The sequence below is a fragment of the Pseudomonas sp. WS 5079 genome, from assembly GCF_012985465.1.
Classification (GTDB): Bacteria; Pseudomonadota; Gammaproteobacteria; order Pseudomonadales; family Pseudomonadaceae; genus Aquipseudomonas.
The window spans coordinates 702,428-723,280 of the sequence record NZ_JAAQWN010000001.1; the positions used below are offsets into that span (position 1 = coordinate 702,428).

Annotated in this window: 21 protein-coding genes and 1 pseudogene; 6 read left to right on the forward strand and 16 right to left on the reverse strand. The window is 62.1% G+C overall.

Going from position 1 to position 20,853, the window contains the following annotated elements:
* The first annotated feature begins 22 nt into the window (after positions 1 to 22).
* From HBO05_RS03015 to nfsB, 3 genes are all read left to right on the forward strand, one after another.
* Complete coding sequence (locus tag HBO05_RS03015) at positions 23 to 916, forward strand: glycine betaine ABC transporter substrate-binding protein (protein WP_169953038.1); 894 nt, start codon at positions 23 to 25, stop codon at positions 914 to 916.
* 127 nt (positions 917 to 1,043) lie between these two features.
* Positions 1,044 to 1,355: an antibiotic biosynthesis monooxygenase gene (locus HBO05_RS03020; protein ID WP_169953036.1), complete on the forward strand. Its 312-nt coding sequence runs from the start codon at positions 1,044 to 1,046 to the stop codon at positions 1,353 to 1,355.
* A gap of 86 nt (positions 1,356 to 1,441) precedes the next feature.
* Positions 1,442 to 2,095 carry an oxygen-insensitive NAD(P)H nitroreductase gene (gene nfsB, locus HBO05_RS03025; RefSeq protein ID WP_169953034.1) on the forward strand — a complete coding sequence of 218 codons (654 nt, stop codon included), beginning with the start codon at positions 1,442 to 1,444 and terminating at the stop codon, positions 2,093 to 2,095.
* Positions 2,096 to 2,148: 53 nt separating this feature from the next.
* On the opposite strand, the gene HBO05_RS03030 is transcribed toward nfsB, so the two are convergent.
* Positions 2,149 to 2,574, reverse strand: coding sequence for an ester cyclase (locus tag HBO05_RS03030; RefSeq protein ID WP_169953031.1), 426 nt, complete (start codon positions 2,572 to 2,574; stop codon positions 2,149 to 2,151).
* Between the two features lie 131 nt (positions 2,575 to 2,705).
* Between HBO05_RS03030 and HBO05_RS03035 the strand changes: the two genes are divergently transcribed.
* On the forward strand, positions 2,706 to 3,599 hold the full coding sequence (locus HBO05_RS03035; RefSeq protein ID WP_169953029.1) for a LysR family transcriptional regulator: 894 nt from the start codon (positions 2,706 to 2,708) through the stop codon (positions 3,597 to 3,599).
* Between the two features lie 4 nt (positions 3,600 to 3,603).
* Here the strand turns inward: HBO05_RS03035 and HBO05_RS03040 are convergent, their stop codons facing one another.
* Complete coding sequence (locus tag HBO05_RS03040; protein WP_169953026.1) at positions 3,604 to 4,545, reverse strand: p-hydroxyphenylacetate 3-hydroxylase reductase component; 942 nt, start codon at positions 4,543 to 4,545, stop codon at positions 3,604 to 3,606.
* 63 nt (positions 4,546 to 4,608) lie between these two features.
* Positions 4,609 to 5,778 carry a p-hydroxyphenylacetate 3-hydroxylase oxygenase component gene (locus tag HBO05_RS03045; protein ID WP_172311611.1) on the reverse strand — a complete coding sequence of 390 codons (1,170 nt, stop codon included), beginning with the start codon at positions 5,776 to 5,778 and terminating at the stop codon, positions 4,609 to 4,611.
* A 281-nt stretch (positions 5,779 to 6,059) separates the two neighbouring features.
* Between HBO05_RS03045 and HBO05_RS03050 the strand changes: the two genes are divergently transcribed.
* Positions 6,060 to 6,605, forward strand: a complete 546-nt coding sequence (locus HBO05_RS03050; protein ID WP_169953021.1) for a hypothetical protein — start codon at positions 6,060 to 6,062, stop codon at positions 6,603 to 6,605.
* 105 nt (positions 6,606 to 6,710) lie between these two features.
* Here HBO05_RS03050 and HBO05_RS03055 read toward each other — a convergent pair whose 3' ends face one another.
* Positions 6,711 to 7,802: an NADH:flavin oxidoreductase/NADH oxidase gene (locus HBO05_RS03055; RefSeq protein ID WP_172311613.1), complete on the reverse strand. Its 1,092-nt coding sequence runs from the start codon at positions 7,800 to 7,802 to the stop codon at positions 6,711 to 6,713.
* 57 nt (positions 7,803 to 7,859) lie between these two features.
* Between HBO05_RS03055 and HBO05_RS03060 the strand changes: the two genes are divergently transcribed.
* Positions 7,860 to 8,195 (forward strand): helix-turn-helix domain-containing protein, encoded by a 336-nt coding sequence (locus HBO05_RS03060; protein WP_169953015.1) that lies wholly within the window; start codon positions 7,860 to 7,862, stop codon positions 8,193 to 8,195.
* A gap of 10 nt (positions 8,196 to 8,205) precedes the next feature.
* Here the strand turns inward: HBO05_RS03060 and HBO05_RS03065 are convergent, their stop codons facing one another.
* From HBO05_RS03065 to gspH, 12 genes and pseudogenes are all read right to left on the reverse strand, one after another.
* Positions 8,206 to 9,051, reverse strand: coding sequence for a transporter (locus HBO05_RS03065; protein WP_169953013.1), 846 nt, complete (start codon positions 9,049 to 9,051; stop codon positions 8,206 to 8,208).
* An 86-nt stretch (positions 9,052 to 9,137) separates the two neighbouring features.
* Positions 9,138 to 11,237 carry a PQQ-dependent dehydrogenase, methanol/ethanol family gene (locus HBO05_RS03070; RefSeq protein WP_172311615.1) on the reverse strand — a complete coding sequence of 700 codons (2,100 nt, stop codon included), beginning with the start codon at positions 11,235 to 11,237 and terminating at the stop codon, positions 9,138 to 9,140.
* Positions 11,238 to 11,350: 113 nt separating this feature from the next.
* Complete coding sequence (gene feaR, locus HBO05_RS03075) at positions 11,351 to 12,292, reverse strand: transcriptional regulator FeaR (RefSeq protein WP_169953010.1); 942 nt, start codon at positions 12,290 to 12,292, stop codon at positions 11,351 to 11,353.
* An 80-nt stretch (positions 12,293 to 12,372) separates the two neighbouring features.
* Positions 12,373 to 14,937, reverse strand: coding sequence for an EAL domain-containing protein (locus tag HBO05_RS03080; protein WP_172311617.1), 2,565 nt, complete (start codon positions 14,935 to 14,937; stop codon positions 12,373 to 12,375).
* Between the two features lie 126 nt (positions 14,938 to 15,063).
* Positions 15,064 to 16,965 carry an acyl-CoA synthetase gene (locus tag HBO05_RS03085; RefSeq protein WP_172311619.1) on the reverse strand — a complete coding sequence of 634 codons (1,902 nt, stop codon included), beginning with the start codon at positions 16,963 to 16,965 and terminating at the stop codon, positions 15,064 to 15,066.
* A gap of 73 nt (positions 16,966 to 17,038) precedes the next feature.
* A pseudogene (locus HBO05_RS03090) lies at positions 17,039 to 17,188 on the reverse strand (amidase); the annotation flags it as partial.
* A gap of 46 nt (positions 17,189 to 17,234) precedes the next feature.
* Complete coding sequence (gspN, locus tag HBO05_RS03095; protein ID WP_172311621.1) at positions 17,235 to 17,906, reverse strand: type II secretion system protein N; 672 nt, start codon at positions 17,904 to 17,906, stop codon at positions 17,235 to 17,237.
* Positions 17,903 to 18,334, reverse strand: coding sequence for a type II secretion system protein GspM (gene gspM, locus HBO05_RS03100; protein ID WP_172311623.1), 432 nt, complete (start codon positions 18,332 to 18,334; stop codon positions 17,903 to 17,905). The genes gspN and gspM overlap by 4 nt, the downstream gene beginning before the upstream one ends.
* On the reverse strand, positions 18,331 to 19,440 hold the full coding sequence (locus HBO05_RS03105; protein WP_169953003.1) for a type II secretion system protein GspL: 1,110 nt from the start codon (positions 19,438 to 19,440) through the stop codon (positions 18,331 to 18,333). The genes gspM and HBO05_RS03105 overlap by 4 nt, the downstream gene beginning before the upstream one ends.
* Before the next feature lie 14 nt (positions 19,441 to 19,454).
* On the reverse strand, positions 19,455 to 20,045 hold the full coding sequence (locus HBO05_RS03110) for a prepilin-type N-terminal cleavage/methylation domain-containing protein (RefSeq protein ID WP_169953002.1): 591 nt from the start codon (positions 20,043 to 20,045) through the stop codon (positions 19,455 to 19,457).
* Positions 20,042 to 20,407 carry a type II secretion system protein gene (locus HBO05_RS03115; RefSeq protein ID WP_169953000.1) on the reverse strand — a complete coding sequence of 122 codons (366 nt, stop codon included), beginning with the start codon at positions 20,405 to 20,407 and terminating at the stop codon, positions 20,042 to 20,044. The genes HBO05_RS03110 and HBO05_RS03115 overlap by 4 nt, the downstream gene beginning before the upstream one ends.
* On the reverse strand, positions 20,404 to 20,853 hold the full coding sequence (gene gspH, locus HBO05_RS03120) for a type II secretion system minor pseudopilin GspH (protein ID WP_169952998.1): 450 nt from the start codon (positions 20,851 to 20,853) through the stop codon (positions 20,404 to 20,406). Before gspH ends, HBO05_RS03115 begins: the two co-directional genes overlap by 4 nt.

Genomic DNA, 20,853 nt, shown 5'->3' on the forward strand with positions numbered 1-20,853 from the left:
TCATCATCCTGAAGGCACAACCATGGGTAAAACCACACCAAGGCGTCCGGGTAAAAAACTGCCCGTGACCCATCAAGACTTCGCCCGGGCCAACATCGCCAACGGCTCACGGCGTGTACGGCTGGGCGTCACCGACCTGTCGTTCCACCGCGCTACTGCAGCGGTAGTCGCGCAGGTCATGCAACACATGGGCCTGACCGTGGAGCGCCAATATGCCCTGCACGAAGACAACTTCAAGCGACTGCGCGAAGGCACGATCGACATGATTGCCTCAGCCTGGATTCCTTTCAGCCACGGGATCTACAAGCAGACGATCGACGCGGTGACGCCTACCCGTGAACTGGGCCTGCATTACGAGCCCTATGCATTGTGGGGGGTGCCTGACTACGTGAACGAGCACGAAGTGGCCTCCATCGAGGACCTGCTCAAACCTCAAGTCCGCGCCCGGATGAACCCACTGATCCAGGGCATCGGGCCAGGCGCCGGGATTACCCGGTTCTCGCTGAAAATCATGGACGAGTACGGCTTGGGCCGCGCCGGGTACCTGTTCCGTACAGGCACCCAGGATGATTGCATTGACGCCTTTGAGGCCCTGTATCGCCAGCGGCGATGGGGCATCGTCCCGCTGTGGCATCCACAGTTCCTGCATCATCGCTATCACATCCGCGACCTCAAGGACCCCAAGGGTTTGCTCGGCAGCGTCGACCGCGCCGTGCTGCTGGCGCGCGAGGATCGCCTGGCGCTGCTGACGACCGCCGAGATCCAGGTGCTGGACAATATTCGCCTGTCGAACACCATCGTTGCCGAGCTCGACGATGCCTTCAATCGTGGCGAACAGTCGGCTGACGAAGCCGCGAGCGACTGGCTGGCAAGGCACCCTCAAACCTTGCGTGGCTGGTTGGCGCCGCTGGCCTGAACAGGCGCGTCTTTCGATGCACTTCACGCATTCTGAATTCGCCACGGGCGGGCTACAAGCCTTTGTCCACGGGGAATAACTTGGCGTTGCAGGCTTTCTGCAATGCCCTACCAATGAGGAATCCACCATGCTCTATCTAGTGTTCAGCGGCACCATCAAAGCCGGTAAACAGGCCGAGTTTTTCCGTGATGTAGCCGCCGTTTCGCAAAAGCTCACGCACCAGCATGACAAGGCCGTGGTTTATCAGTGGCACCAGGACGAAGAGAACCCCAACAAGTTTTTCCTCAATGAACAATGGCAAAGCGTCGAGGACCTGCACGCGCATTTTGAAACCCTCTACAAGGCCTTCGGCCCGGCCAAGCCTACCGAGCGCCTGCCGGCGAAGATCCTCGCCTACCTGGATGAGGCACAAGTGAATTTCTACCAGGCCATTGCCTGAAAGCAGCCCGGTCCACCCCCGCTTCAAGGGGGTGGACACCACAGCAACTCAATTCAAAACCTTCAGCTAACAGAGGGGATCTAATGATGGACATGCTCACGCTTTCCAAACGCCGATACACCGCCAAACTCTTCGATGCTTCACGCAAGATTCCCAAAACCACCCTGGAGCCCTTGCTGGAACAACTGCGCAACAGTCCCTCGTCGGTCAACTCGCAACCCTGGCACTTTGTGATCGCTGAAAGTGAGCACGCTAAGGCGCGCATTGCCCACAGTGTGGAAGGTGCCTTTGGCTTCAACCAGGCAAAAATCCTCGACGCCTCCCATGTGCTGGTGCTGTGTACCCGCACCCAGATGTCCGAGGAGTACCTGCAGGCCTTGCTCAGTCAAGAGGCCAGCGATGGGCGCTTTCACGACGCGCAAGCCAAGGCAGGCCAGGACCGAGGACGACGCAACTTTGTCAACCTGCATCGCTACGACCTCAAGGACGTCCAGCACTGGATGGAAAAACAAACGTATCTGGCCCTGGGTACCCTGTTACTGGGGGCTGCGGCACTGGACCTTGATGCAACACCCATGGAAGGTTTCGACAGCAAGGTGCTGGATACCGAACTGGGCCTGCGCGAACGCGGGTTTACCAGCACAGTCGTGGTGAGCCTGGGTTATCGCAGCAACGAAGACTTCAACGCGCGCCTGTCAAAGTCCCGGTTGCCTGCCCAGGTTCTGTTCGATTTTATCTGATCGCCGTGACAATCAGCGCGCTTGCGCGGGGCCCGGCAGCCCCGCGCAAAGTGCTAGGCGCCGTTGGTAAAAATGCCGAGCTGCCTGGCCATGAACAGCTCATTGCGCTCGACGATTTCCTCGACCACCTTGCCTTGGGCATTGAAGCGAAAATAGGTCAGCGCGCTCCAGGCCAAGTCCTTGCCGCTCACATCAAAGCCATGCCAGGTGTTCGAGCCCTTGGCGTGATGCATCAGCGCTACCACCACCACATCGCCGGCCACGACCTCTTTCTGGAAGGTGGTCACGATCGAGTCGTAGCGCTCGGTGACGTTCAGGCGCAAGGCCTGTTTGAAAGGTTCGACACCGATGATAGGCGCCGGGCAATCGGGGCGATGAACCACCACATCATCGGCAAAAAACTGCGCGACACGCTCAACATCCTTCCCATCGACGCAATACTTGAAGTACTTCTTCACTGTATCCAGATTCTTGCTCATTTCGACTCCGATCAAGTTTTTCCCTGCACCCAACGGCTAGACTGCCTGGGGCAAAAAAAGGTTAACCGGCACCACACACCCGAAAAACTCTGTAGATGGAAAACACACTTGCGCGCAGCGGAGCAATGCTGATGGATCGCTGGACCGAATATGAGTTGTTTGTAAAGGTCGTGGAACTGGGCAGCGTGACCAAGGCCGCCGACGCCCTGGACCTGTCCAGTGCCGCCGCCAGCCGGCACCTGGCGGCCTTGGAGAATCGCCTGGGCGTGCGGCTGATAGAACGCAGTACCCGGCGCCTGTTCGTCACCGAAGTCGGCCAGGCGTTCTATACCCAGTCCAAGGCGGCCCTCACGGCGATGCAAGGTGCGACCGAGGCGGTCAGCGCAAGCAAAAACCATCCGGCCGGGGTGTTGCGCGTGACCGCGTCCTTGTCCCTGTGCCTGCAACACATCCTGCCGCTGGTGCCCAGGTTCAAGGCGCAATATCCGGATGTGCGCCTGGATATCGTGGCCGAGAACCGCTACCACGACATCATCGACGACAACATCGACGTCGCCCTGCGCACCCGTGACAGCGAGCCCGACTCCAGCCTGGTGATCCGCCGCCTGACCGACACCCGTCGCCTGCTGGCCGCAGCGCCAGACTACCTCGAGCGCTGCGGCCACCCGGAACACCCACAGGCCCTGGCTGACCACCCACTGTTGCTCTACACCTATGCCAGCGATCCCTACGAGCTGACTTTCCAGCGCAACGACCAGACCATCACCGTACCCGTCACTCCTGCGCTGGAGTCCAACGACGGTTATCTGTTGCGCTCCTTGGCGCTGCAAGGCCTGGGCATCCTCGCACAGCCTACCTACGTGATACACGACGATATCGTCGCCGGGCGCCTGGTGCCGGTCTTGTGCGACTGGCACCTGCCCCGCCTGGAAATCAACCTGGTCTATCCCTCACGACGCCACCTGCCGGCCAAGACCCGCGTGTTTATCGACTTTATCGTCAAGCATTTCCAGCACCTGGACTGAGCAATCAGTGCTGGATCACCGCCTTGAGCACCGTCTTGAAGGTCTCCAACTGCTCATCGCTGAATTGGCTGAAGACCTGGTCCTGCTGCTCGCGGGCGATGGTCCACAGCGACTCGGTTTCGTCGATGCCCTTGGGGGTGAGTTTGACCCGCTCCTGATCGTCGCGTACCAACGCCTTGCGCTTGAGGTTGTTCACCGCCTCTTCGATCTCGCGTGCCGGCATTGCCACTTCGCGCTGCAACTGGGCCAGGCTCAGGCCAGCGTCGTTCTCCAGCACCATCAGCATCCGCGCCTCACTGGTGCGCAGGCCGGTGCTCAGTTGGCGCGGTTGGTAGCTGGCCTGATAGGCCCGCAGTGCCTGGGTCATCAGGTAGTAAAGGTTATGGCTCAGGCGGCCCTGGAAATGACTGCTCGGTGCCTGGCCTTCCTCGCGCTTGGTCATGCGGGTGTGCGGCAGCACCATGGAATAGGCGCCCTGGTGATACAGCAGGGGCGAGCGACCACAGTCGTCGAACGCGACCACTTTGCCAATCATGATCCAGTGGTCACCCCCGTCTACCTGCTGGTACTTCTCACACTCAAAGCGTGCCGAGCAGTCAGCCAGAATCGGCGCGCCGCCCTCGCCGGCCTGGTACTCGACTTCGGCAAAGCGATCCTCCTTGGGCCGGGCGAAGTTGTTGGACAAGTCGATCTGATCGGCGGCCAGCACGTTCACCGCAAAGTGGCTGGCAGTCTCGAACACTTCGTGGCTGGTCGAGCGTTTATCGATGCTCCACAGGATCAGCGGCGGGTCCAGGGACACCGAGTTGAAGCTGTTGGCGGTCACACCGACTTTGCGCCCGCTGGCATCAGCCGCCGTAACCACCGTGACACCGGTGGCGAAATTGCCCAGGGCGCGGCGAAACGCGCGGGTATCGAATGCGCTGCTTGGATTTTCAATAGACATGCAAGACTCCCGGGCAGGCCGATGGCCCTGCCCTGATTGTTCTTATAGGTAAAGAGTGGTCGGTCAGACCATTGTCGGGTCCGGCTCCAGGCCCATCAGTTCACGCCCCAGGATCTGTGCGCAAACGTCGTAGTCGGTATAGGCATGCGCCCCGGTGAGATGAGCGTCGCGGAACAACCGTTGCAACTCGTTGGATTCAAACCAGGCGCCACCGCCTGCCGCCTCCATCAACCGGTCCACCGCCTGGATGCACATTTTGGTGGCGTAGCCCTGGTTGGTCCGCCAGAACGCCAGGGTGCCGCGACTCGGGTACTCGTGGCGTTCGCTGTGCTCGGCGATCTCCTCCCAGCTCTTTTCCAGCAACGCCCGGGCAGCGGCCACCTGGTGGGTAGACTCGGCCAGGCGCATCAGTGCAGGGGTCGCTGCGCCGACCGCCGCACCCGTGTAGGCACGCACACGGTTTTTGGTTTTTTCGCGGAACACCTCGAGCATGCGCTCGGCGATCCCCAGGCTGACGGTAGAGAAGCCGCTGGCAAAATACGGACGGTACGGGGCGAAGAAAATCCTGCTGTCGGGGTACAGGCCAAAGCCGGCCGACTGGCCTTCCATCATGTCCCTGGCCTTCTGGATACGGTGCTCGGGGACGAAGGCCTGGTCGACGATCAAGGTCTTGCTGCCGCTGCCACGCATGCCCACGGCAAACCAGTCGTCACGAATCGTGTAGTCACTGCGCGGCAGCACGGCGAAGCAATAATCCTGGGTGCCTTGGGCATTTTTGCGACGAAAGCCCATGATCGCCCACTCGGCATGGTCACACCCCGAACTCCAGCCCATCTCGCCGCTGAAGGTCACGCCACCTTGCACTTCTTCGGTACGACCGAACGGCGCGATACTGCTGCTGGCGGTTGCGTCGGGGTCTGTGCCCCAGACCTCGTCCTGCAACTTTGCCGCAAACATTGCCATCTGATGGCTGTGAGTACACAGCAGGCTCATCGCCCACGCGGTGCTCGCGCAAGCGCCGGCCAACAGCGCGATGCACTGGGCAAACTGCGGCAGTGAAATTTCCATGCCACCGTATTTTTTTGGCAAAAACGCGCGATGCATGCCGATCCCCTTGAGCAACGCGATGTTCTCGGCAGGCACGCTCCGATCATGCTCGGCGGTGAAGGCATTGGCAGCAATGGTGGGCAAGACCGACTTGAGGTCTTCCAGCAGAGGATTTGGCTTTTTCATGGGTGCTCTCTTTATTATTGGATATCCCCATTCCTGGCCAGCCTGCACCCCGCTCACGGGACAGGAGGCTTAAAACAACCGGGAACGTTCGTAACGACGCGACCAGTATGTGGCGCTTGGTCGCAGCGCAAAATGCACGTTCCGGATGGAAGATTGTACTTTTCATGGCCGTCATGAAAGGTCACTGGATAAGCAGACACCTGTGAAATATGACAGTAGACGTTTAAGGCACACCAGCCTTAGCTTGGCATCGACAGTTACTTAAAAGATTGGGTGCTGAGATGAACCACAAACAACTTTATGAATTCAGAGATATGGACGGTGCTGGCAACCCTGAAGTTGTAATGTCTCGCTATGACGAAGGCAATTATAACTTGGATGCCCCCAATGCCCGCGTAGTGATCTATTCGAGTAATGACAACTGGCAGTACGACGCGGTTGGCGGGACCAATGATGCAGATGGCGACGGAAAACATGACGACGAGGATAGAAGCTATTACATAAATGCCGCCAACTTTGTAACGCAGATGGTCACATTGAGCCCATTCCATGAGGGCAAGCGACTGTTTGACCGTATCTTGATTGCCTTTGATGGCAGCAATGTAAAAGATGTCAACATCATGCACTTTAATAAAGGCAACCGAGACCTTACCCGGCCTGACTTTACCGTGACCGCGGCAAATCCAGATCAATATTGGAGTTACCGCAGCATTATCGCCACAAGTCGAAAAGATGCCGACGGCGATGGAGATATCGATCTGGACGATGATCTGATTTACCGCCGGCTAGCGACATCCTTCGCGTCAATGCGAAATTTGAAACCGTAGTTATTGTAGGAGCTGGCTTGCCGGCGAAAAAAACCAGGCACCGCATTCATCCTGGTGCCCAGTGATATCGTTGACGACCATCGCCGGCAAGCCAGCTCCTACAGCTTAGCGATAGCGCTCAAGCCAATGCGCGTAAGGCGCCGGCAGGGTCCAGGAGGCCTTGTCCACCCCCAATTCCTTGGCGGCAAAGTACGCCCAGTGTGGGTCGGCCAGGTGTGCACGGCCCACGGAGACCAGGTCCAGATGACCAGCCTGTAGCGCTCCTTCGGCCAACTGCGGCGTACCAAAACCCCACGCCGAGGTGACCGGCAGATCGGCTTCGCGGCGCACGCGCTCGGCGATTGGGCCCATGAACGCCGGGCCCCAGGGGATATTGGTGTCGGGGATGGTGAAGCCAACGCTGACGCTCAACAGATCCAGGCCGCCATCTTTGAAACGACGGGCCAATTGAATGGATTCTTCCAGGGTCTGTTCGTCGCGCCCGTCATATTCGATAACCCCGAAACGCGCGGTCAACGGCAGGTTTTCCGGCCAGACTGCACGCACGGCCGCCAGGGTTTCCAGCATGAAGCGGCTGCGGTTGTCGAGGCTGCCGCCGTAGGCATCGGTGCGCTGGTTGGAGTGCTCGGAAAAGAAGCTCTGGCCCAGGTAACCGTGGGCGAAATGCAGTTCGATCCACTCAAAGCCAGCGTCACGGGCACGGCGTGCGGCATCGACGAAGTCTTGCTGTACCCGGGCGATGTCTTCCAGGGTCATGGCCTGGGGGACTTTCGGCAGGTTGGCACCAAACGCGATGGCCGAAGGTGCCAGGGTTTGCCAGCCACGGGCGTCGTCTGCGGGGATATGGTCGTCACCTTCCCATGGGCGGTTGGCGCTGGCCTTGCGCCCGGCGTGGGCGATCTGGATACCGGGCACCGAGCCTGCCGCCTTGATCGCTTGCACCATGGGCACAAAGGCTTGGGCATGGGCATCGCTCCAGATCCCCGCGCAACCTGGAGTGATCCGACCTTCAGGGGCCACGGCGGTCGCCTCGACCACCACCAGGCCAGCGCCGCCCCGGGCCAAACCGGCAAGGTGGACGTGATGCCAGTCGTTGACCAGGCCGTCTTCGGCCATGTATTGGCACATTGGCGGAATGGCGATGCGATTGCGCAACGTAACGTCTTTGAGCGTGAAGGGTTCGAATAATGCAGACATGAAAAACTCCTGAAACGAGAGTAACGTTTGATTCGATAGTTCGATCTTAATCGAACTATGGTAATCAATGCCAGCCCTGTTATCATTCGCTTCATGCGAGCCTTTAAACACCCCTCCCCCGAAGACCTGACCCTTGAACGCCTGCTCTACGCGCTGAGTGACCCTGTGCGCCTGGACATCGTGCGCTGCCTGGCCGGGGTGGAAGAAGCCAGTTGCGGCGAGCTGGACGGCGGGCGGCCGAAGTCCAGCATGTCTCACCACTTCCGGGTTTTGCGTGACGCCGGGCTGGTGCATACGCGCAGCGTGGGCACCACCCATATGAACTCGTTGCGGGCCGATGTGTTGGCTGAGCGATTTCCAGGGTTGCTTGAGAGCATCCTCTCCCAACAATAAGGCCCCGGTTTCAGTAGAAATACGCCAGGCGAAACTGCAGCGAATTATCGATCTTCACCCCTTCGCGCACCGATGTGTCATGCATCAATTGCCCTAATACCTGTACTTGCTTGCCCAACATCGTGGCCACGGTAAAGCCCAGCGTGCCATTGCTGCGGCTGGTGGCCAGGGTTTGATGGTCCAGCGTCTCGCGTGCGCCCCAATTGTGGCGATAGGACACAGCCGCATATGTCTCGGGGGTGAAGTTGTAGCGCAGGTGGTTGTGCAGTTGCAGCAGCGGGTCCTTCTTGGCATCGGTGGCGCGCTGCTCGCCGTAGAACTCGGTCTCGGCAATCACATCCCAGGTGATTTTGTCGGTCAGCCCCTTGATGTAGCCCACCTGGAAATCCAGGGCCCAACGGTTGCTGCTCAGGGCAAATCCCTGGTTCTTGTCGCTGCCCGTGGGCGCGGTGACAAACGCCGACCAACCCAGGTGTTCGTTATTGGCCAGGTCCGCGATGGTCCACACCGTGCCGCCAAACGTGATGTCGCCCAACCCCGAGTTCTTGCTGTCGCTGGCGCCGATCTTCTGGTAGCCGAAGGGAATGACGATCTGCGGGTCCCAGGTCAGGCCGGTGTTGAAGAACTCGGTGAAGTGGATCAGGCGCAACACGCCCACGGTCATGTCCAGGTCAAGGTTGTCGGCGACTTTCTTGCCGCCGGAGTAAACCTTGTCACCCCGCGGGTTCTGCTGGTACAGCACCACCACATCGGTGCCTTGGGGCAAGGCCGTGTAGTCGCCGGGGTCCGGCTTGACGTCGGCGTGGGCCAAGGGAACCAGGCTCAAGAGCAGGGTCAGGATGCTAAGTGTTTTCATGGCAAGTACCGTTATTGTTATTGGAGGCAACACTCGGCCATGGCGCCGCCCAAAGGCGTCGCCTGGCACACATGAGATAAACGGGATCAGTGAGCGGCGCTGAGATCGGCCTGCAGATCCTGGGTACGCTTGACCAGGTATTGGCGCAGCAACTCCATGTCTTCGCGCTGCAAAATGTCGGAGAAGTTCGGCATGCCTTTATTGATCAACGCGCCGCTGACAAAGGCTGGAAATGCCGCATGCTTGTTGTCATCCAGGTAGCGCAGGTCTGGCACCACCCCGCCGCTGATCGCGTTCAGGCCATGGCAGCCGGCGCACAGCCCGTTGAACATGTCACGGGCCTGGGCCAGTTGCGCCGGTGTCGCCGTGAGTACCTGGCGGGTAGTCGGCAGTACTGGCGCGGCCTTGGGCGGTGGCAGCTGGCCTGTGGCACCCAGTTTGAAGGCAATCACCCGCGACTCGGCCCGCACTTTGCCCTTGTTGGTCAGCGGACCGGTCAACAGCGGCAGGATCCCGCCCCAACCCACGGAAAACGCCACGTACTGCTCGCCATTGACCGTATAGGTAACCGGCCCCGCCATCACGCCGGAGTTGGCCCGGTGCTCCCACAGTGGATTGCCGGTATCGGCGCGGTAGGCCACCACCCGCCCATCGGCCGTGCCCTGGAACACCAGGTTGCCAGCCGTGGCGAGGGTGCCGCCGTTGCCGGCGCTGACGTAGGGTTGCTTCCAGGCAGCTTCTTGCTTGACCGGATCCCAGGCGATCAGCTCACCGCTCCAGGCATCACGGATCTGGTTGAGGGCTTTCGGGTCTTCCGGCAGGTCCGGCACATCCAGGCCAAAGTTGACCACCGATTTATTCGGCAAGAACTGCGGGGCCTTGGCCGCCTTCAATTCGGCCAGGGTGTACTGCGCCGGAATGTACACGTAGCCGGTCTTCGGACTGTAGGACATGGGGTGCCAATTGTGCCCGCCGAGGAAACTCGGCTGCACCACCTTCGGCTCCTTGGAATAGTCCGCTGCGCCGGTAAGGATCGGCCGCCCGGTTTGCAGGTCGATGCCACTGGCCCAATTCACGGGCACGAAGTTCTTCGCCGACAGCAGTTTGCCGTTGGTGCGATCCAGGACATAGAAGAAGCCGTTTTTCGGCGCCTGCATGATCACCTTGCGCACGCTGCCCTCAATCTGGATATCGGCGAGGATCATGTGCTGGGTCGCGGTAAAGTCCCACTGGTCCTGCGGGGTGACCTGATAGTGCCAGACGTACTCGCCGGTATCCGGGCGCAGCGCCAGGATCGACGACACATACAGGTTGTCGCCCTTGCCATTGCTGCGAAACCGATAGTTCCACGGCGAGCCATTGCCAGTCCCCACGTAGAGCAGGTCCAGTTGCGGGTCGTAGGCCATCGAGTCCCAGACTGTGCCACCACCGCCCCACTTGACCCAACCGTCGCCATCCCAGGTGCTCATGGCCTTGGCCATCGCCGCATTTTCTGCTGGCAGCTTGGGGTCGCCCGGCACAGTGTAGAAGCGCCACACTTGCTTGCCGGTATCGGCGTCGTAGGCGGTGACGTAGCCGCGCACACCGAATTCGGCGCCGCCGTTGCCGATCAATACCTTGCCCTTGACGATGCGCGGCGCGCCGGTGATGGAGTAGCTTTTGCTGCGATCGATGATGGTGTCGACGCTCCACACCGGCTGGCCAGTGCCCGCATCCAGCGCAATCAGGCGCCCATCGAAACTGCCCACATAGACCTTGCCCTGCCACACTGCCACGCCGCGATTGACCGGGCCGCAGCAGCCTTGGCTGAGGTTTTCGGCGGGTACTTTCGGATCGTATTTCCACAGCAACTCGCCGGTGGCGGCATTGATCGCATAAACGATGCTGAAGGCCCCAGTGGTGTACATCACCCCGTCGACCACCAGCGGCGTGGCCTCGGTGCCGCTGTCGATATCCAGCTTGGTGGTCCAGGCCATGCCCAACTGCCCGACATTACCGGCATTCACGCGGTCCAACGGGCTGTAGCGTTGCTCATCGTAGGTGCGGCCGTGGCTCATCCAGTTACCAGGCTCACGGTCGGCGGCGATGATGCGCGGCCCATCGACCTGGGCCGGGCCGGCCAGGGCCAGGGTGGCGAACGCGGTCGCCAGCAAAGGCATGCCTAGGCGCAGGCTGCGTATTTTCATTGTTATTGTTCTCCAACATTAATCGGATCTGGCCACTCTATTAGAGGGCCTGCCACGCCCGCCCACTTGACTGAGGCTGCCAAAGCCCTTGGCATTCCCTGCCAAGGCGCTGCCTATGCCGGCTGCTGGCGAAAGTCCCGGGGCGCATGTTGGAAATGCCGCTTGAACGCCCGACTGAAATGCGCGGCGTCGACAAACCCCCACTTGAAGGCGATCTGGGTGATGGATTCATGTCGCAAATCGCGGGCGCGCAGGTCCTGTGCCACCCGCTCCAGGCGGCGTTGCTGGATGTAGCGCGCAATACTTTCATGGCGCTGCTCGAACAACCGGTAAAGCTGGCGCACCGAGACATTCAGGTGCCGCGCCAGGTATTCGGGGCCAAGGTCGGTCTCTTGCAGGGAGGCTTCCACCAGGCGCGTGGCCAGGCCATAAATATCGTTATGGCCCACACAGGCAAAGCCCGGCTGGCCCTCGGCGCGCTCGTCCAGGCCGGCAGCCGCCAGGCCGATCAAGGCCTGCTCTACGGCCGAGCCATCGTTCTCGCCGCCATAACCTTCACTCAGTTGCGCGTCCTCCAGGGAGCGCACCAGTGCACGAATCGTATGGGTGGCGACGCTATTTCGCGCCAGCTTGCCAAACAGCCGCTGCTGGCCGAATTGCCGGGCGACCTCGGCGCGCGACAGATGCACCGAGGTATTTTGCACCAGCCCCTGGGGCTCGATCTCGAAGGCCTGGGCCGAGTCCACCAGGGCGATATCGTCCGGCCCCAGATCGATTACCCGGTGCTGCTGGCGGATGCGCTGATGGCCGCTGCCCTGCAGGATCAGAAAACAGTGGCGGTCATCGTCCCCATCGCCGTGGGTGTGCTGGCGGCTGATCAGCCCGGCATTGGTGCGGATATGCGCCAACTCCAGGCCACACACGTCCTGGCCGTGGACGCTGCCAATGAACAGACTGTGTCGATCTGAACGTGCGGTGCTGAAATTGCCGCATACCGCACGCAAGTCACGATTCCAGTTGGCGAACTCAACGCAAGGGTTCAACAAGGCAGGCATACCCCCTCCCACAGACCGTTTATAGTTATATTGTTAACATATTATCTATATGCGGTCAGTGCAAGCAGGGCAAGGGGCTGCTAGTCAGTGCGGCCGGTGATCAACGCACTGATTGCCTGGGCATTCACCGGCACGCTGAGGTAAAAACCCTGCGCCTCATCGCACTGCACATCCTTCAGTGCCTTGAGCTGGTCGATGGTTTCCACGCCTTCGGCGGTCACCGTCAGCGAGAGCGCGCGGCCCAGGCCGACAATCGCCTGGATGATCGATTGATCGCCACCGCTGGCGGTCAGGCCACCAACAAAGCTGCGGTCGATCTTCAGCCCGTCGAAGGGGAATGAACGCAGATAGCTCAACGACGAATAGCCGGTGCCAAAGTCGTCCATCAGCAGGCGCACACCCAGGGCCTTGAGGCCTTGCATGGTGCTCAAGGCGACCTTTTCGTCGTTGAGCATCACACTTTCGGTCAACTCCAACTCCAGTCGCGCCGGGCTCAAGCCCGTCTCCATCAGCACCGCCTTGACCCGCGCCACCAAGTGCCCGCGCTGGAACTCGGTGGAGGACAGGTTGACCGAGATCATCACATCGTCAGGCCAGCCAGCGGCTGCCTGGCAGGCCGCGTGCAGCACCCAGTTGCTCAATGGCAGGATCAGCCCGGTTTCTTCGGCGATAGGAATAAACACATCAGGGCCCAGCAGCCCGCGCCGCGGATGCTGCCAGCGCACCAAGGCCTCGGCGCCGGCCAGGCGCTTGCCTTCGATACGGTAGCGCGGCTGGAAATCCAGGCGCAGTTCGCCGTTCTTGATCGCATGGCGCAGATCGGCTTCCAGCTGGCGCCGCTCGATAATGCGTGCGTTCATGTCGCCCGCATAAAAACGCCAGGTATTGCGCCCGCTTTCCTTGGCTTCGTAGAGCGCGATATCGGCGTAGCGCAGCAGCTCTTCGGCCAGGGTCGCATCCGCCGGCGCCATGGCAATGCCGATGCTGGCGCTGATAAACACTTCATGCTCGGTGATATGAAACGGTAGCTCGATACAGTCGATCAGCCGCCGGCAGAGGCCTTCCACCTCCAACTGCGAACTCATGCCCGCCACCACCAACATAAATTCATCGCCCCCAATGCGCGCCACCAGGTCGTCACCGCGCAGGCAGCCCTGCAAGCGCCGGGACACCTGGTTAAGCACCTCATCGCCAGCGGCGTGGCCCAGCAGGTCATTGACCGGCTTGAAGCGGTCAAGGTCGATACTGAGCATCACCAACGGCCTTTCCAGGGTCGGCACCGCCTTGAGCTTGCCCTCGAGAAATTCCTGCATGCGCGTACGGTTGGCCAGGCCCGTCAAGGCATCGTGTTGCGACAGGTACTCGATACGCCGCCGGGCCTCGACCTCTTCGGTGATGTCACTGGCGGTGCCCCGATAGCCCTGGCCGGGGATCTCGCGCACCGACAACCGGCAGATACGCGGCTCGCCTTCACCCGACAGGTAGTTGCACTGCACGATGGCATTCGGGCGATGGGCGTGGTCCTTGAACCAGCTGGACAACAGGCCCTGATCCGAGGCCAGCAGCTCATCCGCCGCCGTCCCCAGGCAGTTGGCCCCTTTGAGGCCGGTGATCACGTCGAAACGCTCCGACAGGTAGGTAAACCGCAAGTGGGTATCCACTTCCCAGATCCAGTCGGAAGCCGCTTCGGCCACATCGCGAAAGCGCTCCTCGCTGACCACCAGCGCCGCGCGACTGGCTTGCAGGGTGGCGTAGTTACTGTCCATGATCCGCGCGGCGGCGGTGCTGCGGCGCTGGATAACCCAGGCCATCAGGGCGAAGATCAGGCCGGCGACCGTGACCAGCGGCACGACCAGCACCAGCAACTGGTGCCCCGGGTCGTCCGAGGTCCATTGCACAACGCCGGCGTTGTCCCGCAGGCTCAGGCTCGGTGCGCCCGCCGCTACCCTGCCAGCCGGGGCAACCTGCAGACCCTGTACACCAAAGTCCTGGCCCAATGCGGCCAAGCGTTGCGGCGCCAGCTTGGCAATGAAGATCAGCACAGAGGCCGGGCCGCTATCGGCCTTCACGCTCGGATCGGTGCCCGGCGTCAGCGCTGCGGCGGCCAACACCGCAGGTGTCCCGTCGGCCTTTACCAGCCGGGTCACCGATTGGCTGTTGGCGGCAGCCTGCCGGGCCTGGGCCAGCAGGGGCTCGATGGGTATGTGCAGCCAATCCTGCACGGCAACGGCCTGCAACTGGCCGTCAACCACCGAATACACCGTGCGCCCGGCTGGATCGACAACAAACACCCCCTCGAAACCCAGGTCGGCAAACAGCGTCGAACCCAGGTTTTGCCGCCCAAACGCCCAATCCACATCCACCTGCTGATGCAGGTGTGTGTAGGCGTCCCCCCAAAACGCGTAGTCCTTGACCGTAGAGGCGGCGATGCGCTCAACCGACAGCAAGGCGTTTTCGATATCGATCCGGCTGTGCTCGCTGGCATCCTGATTCAGATGATCGGCGATGGACACCAGCAGCACCCCGACCAACAAAAACATGGCCAGTAGCAGCAGTGAACAGGCGAGCAGATAAGCCCGTGCGGTAGAGAGATTGGAAACCTTGCCTTCCAGCGACGACTTGGGGCCAACGTTGAGCTTTTCCATAGCGCTCCAGGCGCCAGGGCGCCCTAACAACCCGCACCGAAAACCACACGACGCACACGCAGGTGCGCGACTGCCTGCCCATAGACGATAGACAACTTTTGCGCTTCGAACAGCCCGAAAACCGCCCTATGCGCAATGCACCACATAACGCACGGCAAACCCGCCCAGGCGCTGATCCAATTGCTCGCGCTGGATCGCGCTAAGGTTTGGCACATGAATATCCACGCGCTGCCCGTGGCGCTCGTCACTGTGGGCTTCCACCCGACTTGCCGCCGCGACCTGCCACACCTCATCTTCGAACACCCGCCGGATCGCATCCAGGCGCAAAGCGGGCTTGAAGGTCTTGCCCACGGCGGTCAGCGGAATCTGCTCCACCAACCAGATGTTCTTGGGCACCGCCGCACGTTCATGAATGTGCTGTGTGGCGTGCTCCAGCAACTGGGCCTCGCTAGCGTGCTCGCCGGCCTTGAGCTGCACATACACCACCGGCAGTTCCCCGGCCCTGATATCCGGCTTGCCGACTGCGGCGGCCAGCGCTACGCACGGATGGCGATGCAGCGCCTCTTCGATCATCTGCGGGTCGATATTATGGCCACCGCGAATAATCAAATCCTTGCTGCGACCGGTCAGCCAGATATAGCCATCGGCATCGATGCGCCCCAGGTCGCCGGTATTGAACCAGTCACCATCCAGCCAGATACCTGCGTTCTTGTCCGCTTGCAGATAGCCCTTGAACACCGTCGGGCCGCGCAGGCACAGGGTCCCCGGCTCATCGGTCGCGGCGTCACGCCAATAGTTGCCGGCGCTGTCGAGCACCACGATCTTGACCTGGCAATACGGCAGGCGCAGGCCAATGGAACCGGGCCGGCGCTCGCCCTCATAAGGGTTGCAGGCCGTGGCGCAGGTGCCTTCGGTCAAGCCATAACCTTCGATGATGCGCAGCCCCGTGCGGGCTTCGAACTGGCGGATCAGTTCCACCGGCATTGGCGCTGCACCGCAGAGCGCAAAGCGCAGGCTGGAAACATCGACACCGTCATTTGGGATCTGCAGCAGTGCCGCATAAATGGTGGGCACCCCACTGAAACTGCTGACCCGGTAGCGCTCCACCAGCTTCCAGAAGTCCTTGATCAAGGCCGGGTTACGGTAACCCTGGGGCCCGGCCAGCAACACCTGGGCTCCGTAATGGAATGCGGCGAGACCGGTGACCATCACCCCGTTGACGTGAAACAGCGGTAACCCGCATAGCAGCACGTCGTCCGGTACATAGCGCCCATGCAAGCCAATGATCTTGGCCATCGCCACTTCGTTGAAGTGGCTGTGGGGGGCCAGTTTCGGGGTGCCAGTGGTGCCGCCCGTGTGAAAGTAGGAGGCGATATCGTCCGGCTGGATAACCCGCCCGCTTTCCAGGTGATCGGCCGGGGCGGCGGCTAGCAGTTCATCGAAGTCCAGGACGCCTGCGGGCATCGGTGGCCGCTGGGCTCTTACAGCGCTGCGTTGCGGCTCCGGCAACAGGTTGGCGAGGTCGACCGTCACAATCGTGGGCATCTGTGGCAAAAAGTCTGCCAGGGCCGCCACTTTCTGCCATAGGTCGGTACCGGGGAACGGTGCCAGTGTGACCAGCACCGAGGTATTGGAAGCACGGATCAGCTCTGCAATGTGCTCAGGCTCAAGCAACGGGTTGATCGCATTGACGATCCCCGCCGCCTCTGCACCCCAAATCACAAAGTGCGTCTGGGGCAGGTTAGGCAGCAGGAAAGATACCGCCTGGCCCGGGCGCAAGCCCAGACGATGCAAGGCGTTGGCGGCTTGTGTGACCTTGGCAAAAAGCTCGGCATAGCTGATGCGCCAGGGCTGATCCTCGATGCTGCCCGTCGGTAGAAAACACAAGGCTGGCAGATCGGCAAAGCGTTCGGCGGCACGCTGCAACAACTCATAGGTACTGCCAGGCAAGTCGCGCTCGGCCAACGGGTATTGTTGCTCGAAGGCTTGGATGTCGCTCAACCGGGCAAGGGAAACAGGACTGTTCATGGGTTTAATGTTCTTCCGTGTTTTTTACAAAGGGCGCCAGGGTCGTGTGCTGGCACTGCTCGGTGAAACGCAGCAGACCCGGATCCAGCAACCCCTTCTGCTCACTGCAAAGTTGCGCTGCCAAGTCCAAGGCCCCAGCGTAGACCACGGTTTTGCACAACTCCAGTGGGTCGGCCTCGACATGCACGCCCAACCGCACCAGGCGCCCTACCGCCTGGGCCACGTGGGGATGTAGCCAAAGGTCGGCTCGAGTCCCGGCAAAACGGCGCCTACTGGACTAACGGTTTACCCAGCACCTTGCTGAAGCTTTGTGCAGCCGGTTGCAGCCACCGCGCCTGCACCAGCAACGGGGTCATGGCGGCCCCCGGTTCAATCTGCCCGTCCACCTGCAAGCGCTGGGAGTCGACTTGGATCTTGAAATGGTGCTCGGCCGCCAGTTGCAGGTCCGCCAGCAACCGCAGGCCATCCCGGCACTGCAACTCGATCCGGGTATTGCCCAGCTTGACCAGCCACGGGCTCAACAGCGCCAGGTCGTGCCCCAGCAATTCACCGTCGGTGTTATGGCAACCCGCTCCGGCGCCATTGACCTGCAATCGCCCGTCCCAACGCCCGTCCAGCACGAACATCGGTGCCGGCAAGGCGCTGACCGCACGCGGGGCCAGTTGCGCCTGCCAGTTCCACGGCCAGCCATGGATCGACAGCTCCCAGATGCGTTGCGCAAAGCCCAGGTTCACCTGCGCCGCCCACGGACGGATGTTCCAGTCCACCGGTGCCAGGGCACCGACGCGCGCTGCGCGGCCAGTCCACAGGCTGCCCACGACGCCGCTGGGCTGCCAGCCGGTCGGCCAGGACAGCTGGCGGGCAACGAAGGCGGCCGGCAGCTCCAGCAGCACGGTCAGGCTGAACACCACAATCGCCCATAGGATCACCGCGCGCCTCATGGCCGCGCCGCCACTTCCAGGCTGAAGGCATAACCCTGGCCGCCACCCTGCTCCAGGCTCCACTGCACGGGTCGCCCACCCTGCTCCTGCACCGTCCGCAGCAGCAGTTGCAGGGCCTGGGGCCCCGGCAGCTCGCCTTGCAATTGCCAGCGATCGCCTTGCTGTTCAACGCGGGTCAGCACCCATTGGCGCGACACCGCCAGGGCCTGCCACTGTTCGTTGGAAAACGCCGCTGGCGGTACCAGTGCGCCGGCCTGTTGCGCCAACGCCTGCCACTGGCGTGCATCCTGCCAGGCCGCCAGCAGCGGCCGGGTCAACAGCACCAGCAGCAACAGCACGACGGTCGACCAGCCAGCCAACAGGCCATAGCGGCGCTTGGGCGGCAGTTGGTTGAAGTGGGCCAGGTACTCCAGCATCCGGGCTTTCATGGTTGTTCTCCCAGATCAAAACTCAGGTGCAATTGACCGGCGACACTTTGCGCCTCGTCAGTCCATTGCGCGCCGGCAGCCTGGGCCATGGCCTGCCATTCGCCGGGCAGCGGCCGGGGGCCATTGCCGCGCAAGGCCAGGCGCCAACGGCTGCCGTCAAACTCGATGCGCGACACCGACCAGCCTGGCTGCTGTTGCAGCCAGCCGGAGAGCGCCTGCTCCAGGGCGACGATCTGTTGCTGGCGCACCTGCCAGTCGCTCGCCTCGCCCTGCACTCGCGCCAGCGCCACGCGCGCCTGTTGCGGGTTGTTGGCAGGCCCGGCCAGCGCCCGGACCTGGGCTTTCCAAACGTCGACCTGGCGCAGGCTCTGCACCAGATACACCGCGCCCCAACACGCCGCCAGCGCCACGCAAGCCAGCAGCAAGCGGCGCTGTACGCCGCTCATCAGTGGCGCTCGAGTCACCCGTGTGCGCGGCCCCCGCGTGCCTTCCAGCACACTGGGCAACTGCTCCAGGCGCGCCAGGCGTGACGGCCAATCGCCCTCTTGGGTCTCGCCAGGCAGGTCGCGCCAGGCCTGGGGCAGGCGCTCACCCAATACCGGCGGCCACACCAACCATTGCCGGGAATGCGCCTTGAGGTAGCGCACCGATTCGCGCCGCCACTCCACTACCTGCCCTGGCTCTGCTGGCGGCAACAACTGCAAATCCGCCCAGCCATGGGTGATGTGCAGCCCAAGCGCAGCACACTCGGCCAGCCATTGCTGGACCTGCTCGCGATGCATCACCAACAACTCCAACTGCCCGGCCTCGCGGGACAGGCAACTGACCAGCAACGCTTCGGCGGGCTGCTGCGCATATTCTTCAAACAATTGCGGCCATTCGTGACGCTTGAGCCCCGGCGGCGCCGGCAGGCAGAAATGGCTGCAATCGAGCGCTGGAATAATCAAGGCGCCCGGCAGTTGCAACAGCGCGGACGGTGGCGGCCAGGTGCCGCTTGCGCAAGCCTGTTGCGCGCTGTAGTGCAACCACTGCCAGCGGCCCTCGGCGGTGGCCGGCGGGCGCACCAGCAACCATTCCCGTGGCTTGGCCCGCAGACGCTCAAACATGCCTGCGCTCCGGCTCATGGCTGGGTATCGGGCAAGGCGAAAGTACAGACATAAGGGGCTCCATGGTGCTCGAACTCGATCCGCACGCCGCGATTGGGCTGGGCGGCAACAGTAGAAGGAAAGGCCAGCCAGCGCGTGCCCTGGTAAAAACTGAATGTGGCGCGCTCGACCGGCGCCAATGATGCCTTGAGTTCCCAGCGCGGCTTGTCGGCGGCGTACAGGTCGGCCGAGACCAGCAGGTTCAAACGCTGCTGGCGCGCATCGAACAGCAGGCGCTGGCGTTGCACGCGCGACGCGCCCTCGGCTGGCGGCCAGGCGCCCAGGGCCACCCACTGCAATTGCCCAAGGCTCGGCTGCCACTCCAGCCAGGCCAGGTCCAGGGGCAAGCGCTGCTCGTACAACTGGCGCAACACCAAGGCGTCGAAGCGGCGCTCCAGGGCCATGCAGAACTCCAATACCTGAGGTTCGCTGCCCGGCTCCTCCAGACGCTCACGCACTTTGACCCAGCCATTGACCAAGGCCGCCAGCAACACCCCGACCACCGCCGTGAGGGCCATCGCCACCAATAGCTCGATGAGGGTCAAGCCGCGCTGCGCCGCCTTCATGGACGCACCAGGAACAGGCTGAACTGACCCAGGGGCTGACGCTGCTGGGGATCGGCAAATAAGCTCAACTCACCCCGGCGCAAGCGATTGACCCCGGTATTGCCCAGGGTCAGTTGCCAATGACAGGTGGCATTCCCCTGGCGCAACTCGCCGCTCACTGCATTGATCTGCGGCCAGTACTGCTCCACGCCAAACCGCGTTTCCAGCTCCCGTGCGCACAAACTGCCGAGGCGATGTTGCGCCACGGCCTGGTGGGTAGCGATGCGCTGGCGCAACAGCTGGCTGACCATCACCGCCATCAACGCGGCAATCCCCAGGGCGACCATGACTTCAAGCAAGGTAAAACCACGCTGGCGCTTCATGGCAGGGTCGCGATATGCAAGGTGTTGTCTGCTTGCCATTGCCAGCGCTCGCGGCCCTCGGCCCAGCGCCAGGTCAGTGATACCGGGCGGGCCAGCCCCGATGGGGTGAACATCACCTGGGGCTCGCGGCTCACCGGCCAGTCAGGTTGCAAGCCGGCTGGCCAGGGTGCGCCGCGCGACGCTTGGACCTGCCACCCAGGCGCTGCGCGCCCGGCCTGCCAGCGCACGAACTCCGGGCTGCGACCGTTCCAGCGCAAGCCCAGCAACTGCCCGGCATGCCGGGCCTGGGCGGCCTGGCTGCGCGCTTCGCTGGCCAGTTGAGCCAGGGCCTGGCGCATCGGCGCCTGGCCGGCATCGAGATAGGCCACCCCCAGGGCGCTGAACAAGCCGACGATCAACAACACCACCAGCATTTCCAGGAGCGAAAACCCGCGACTGCGCTGCAT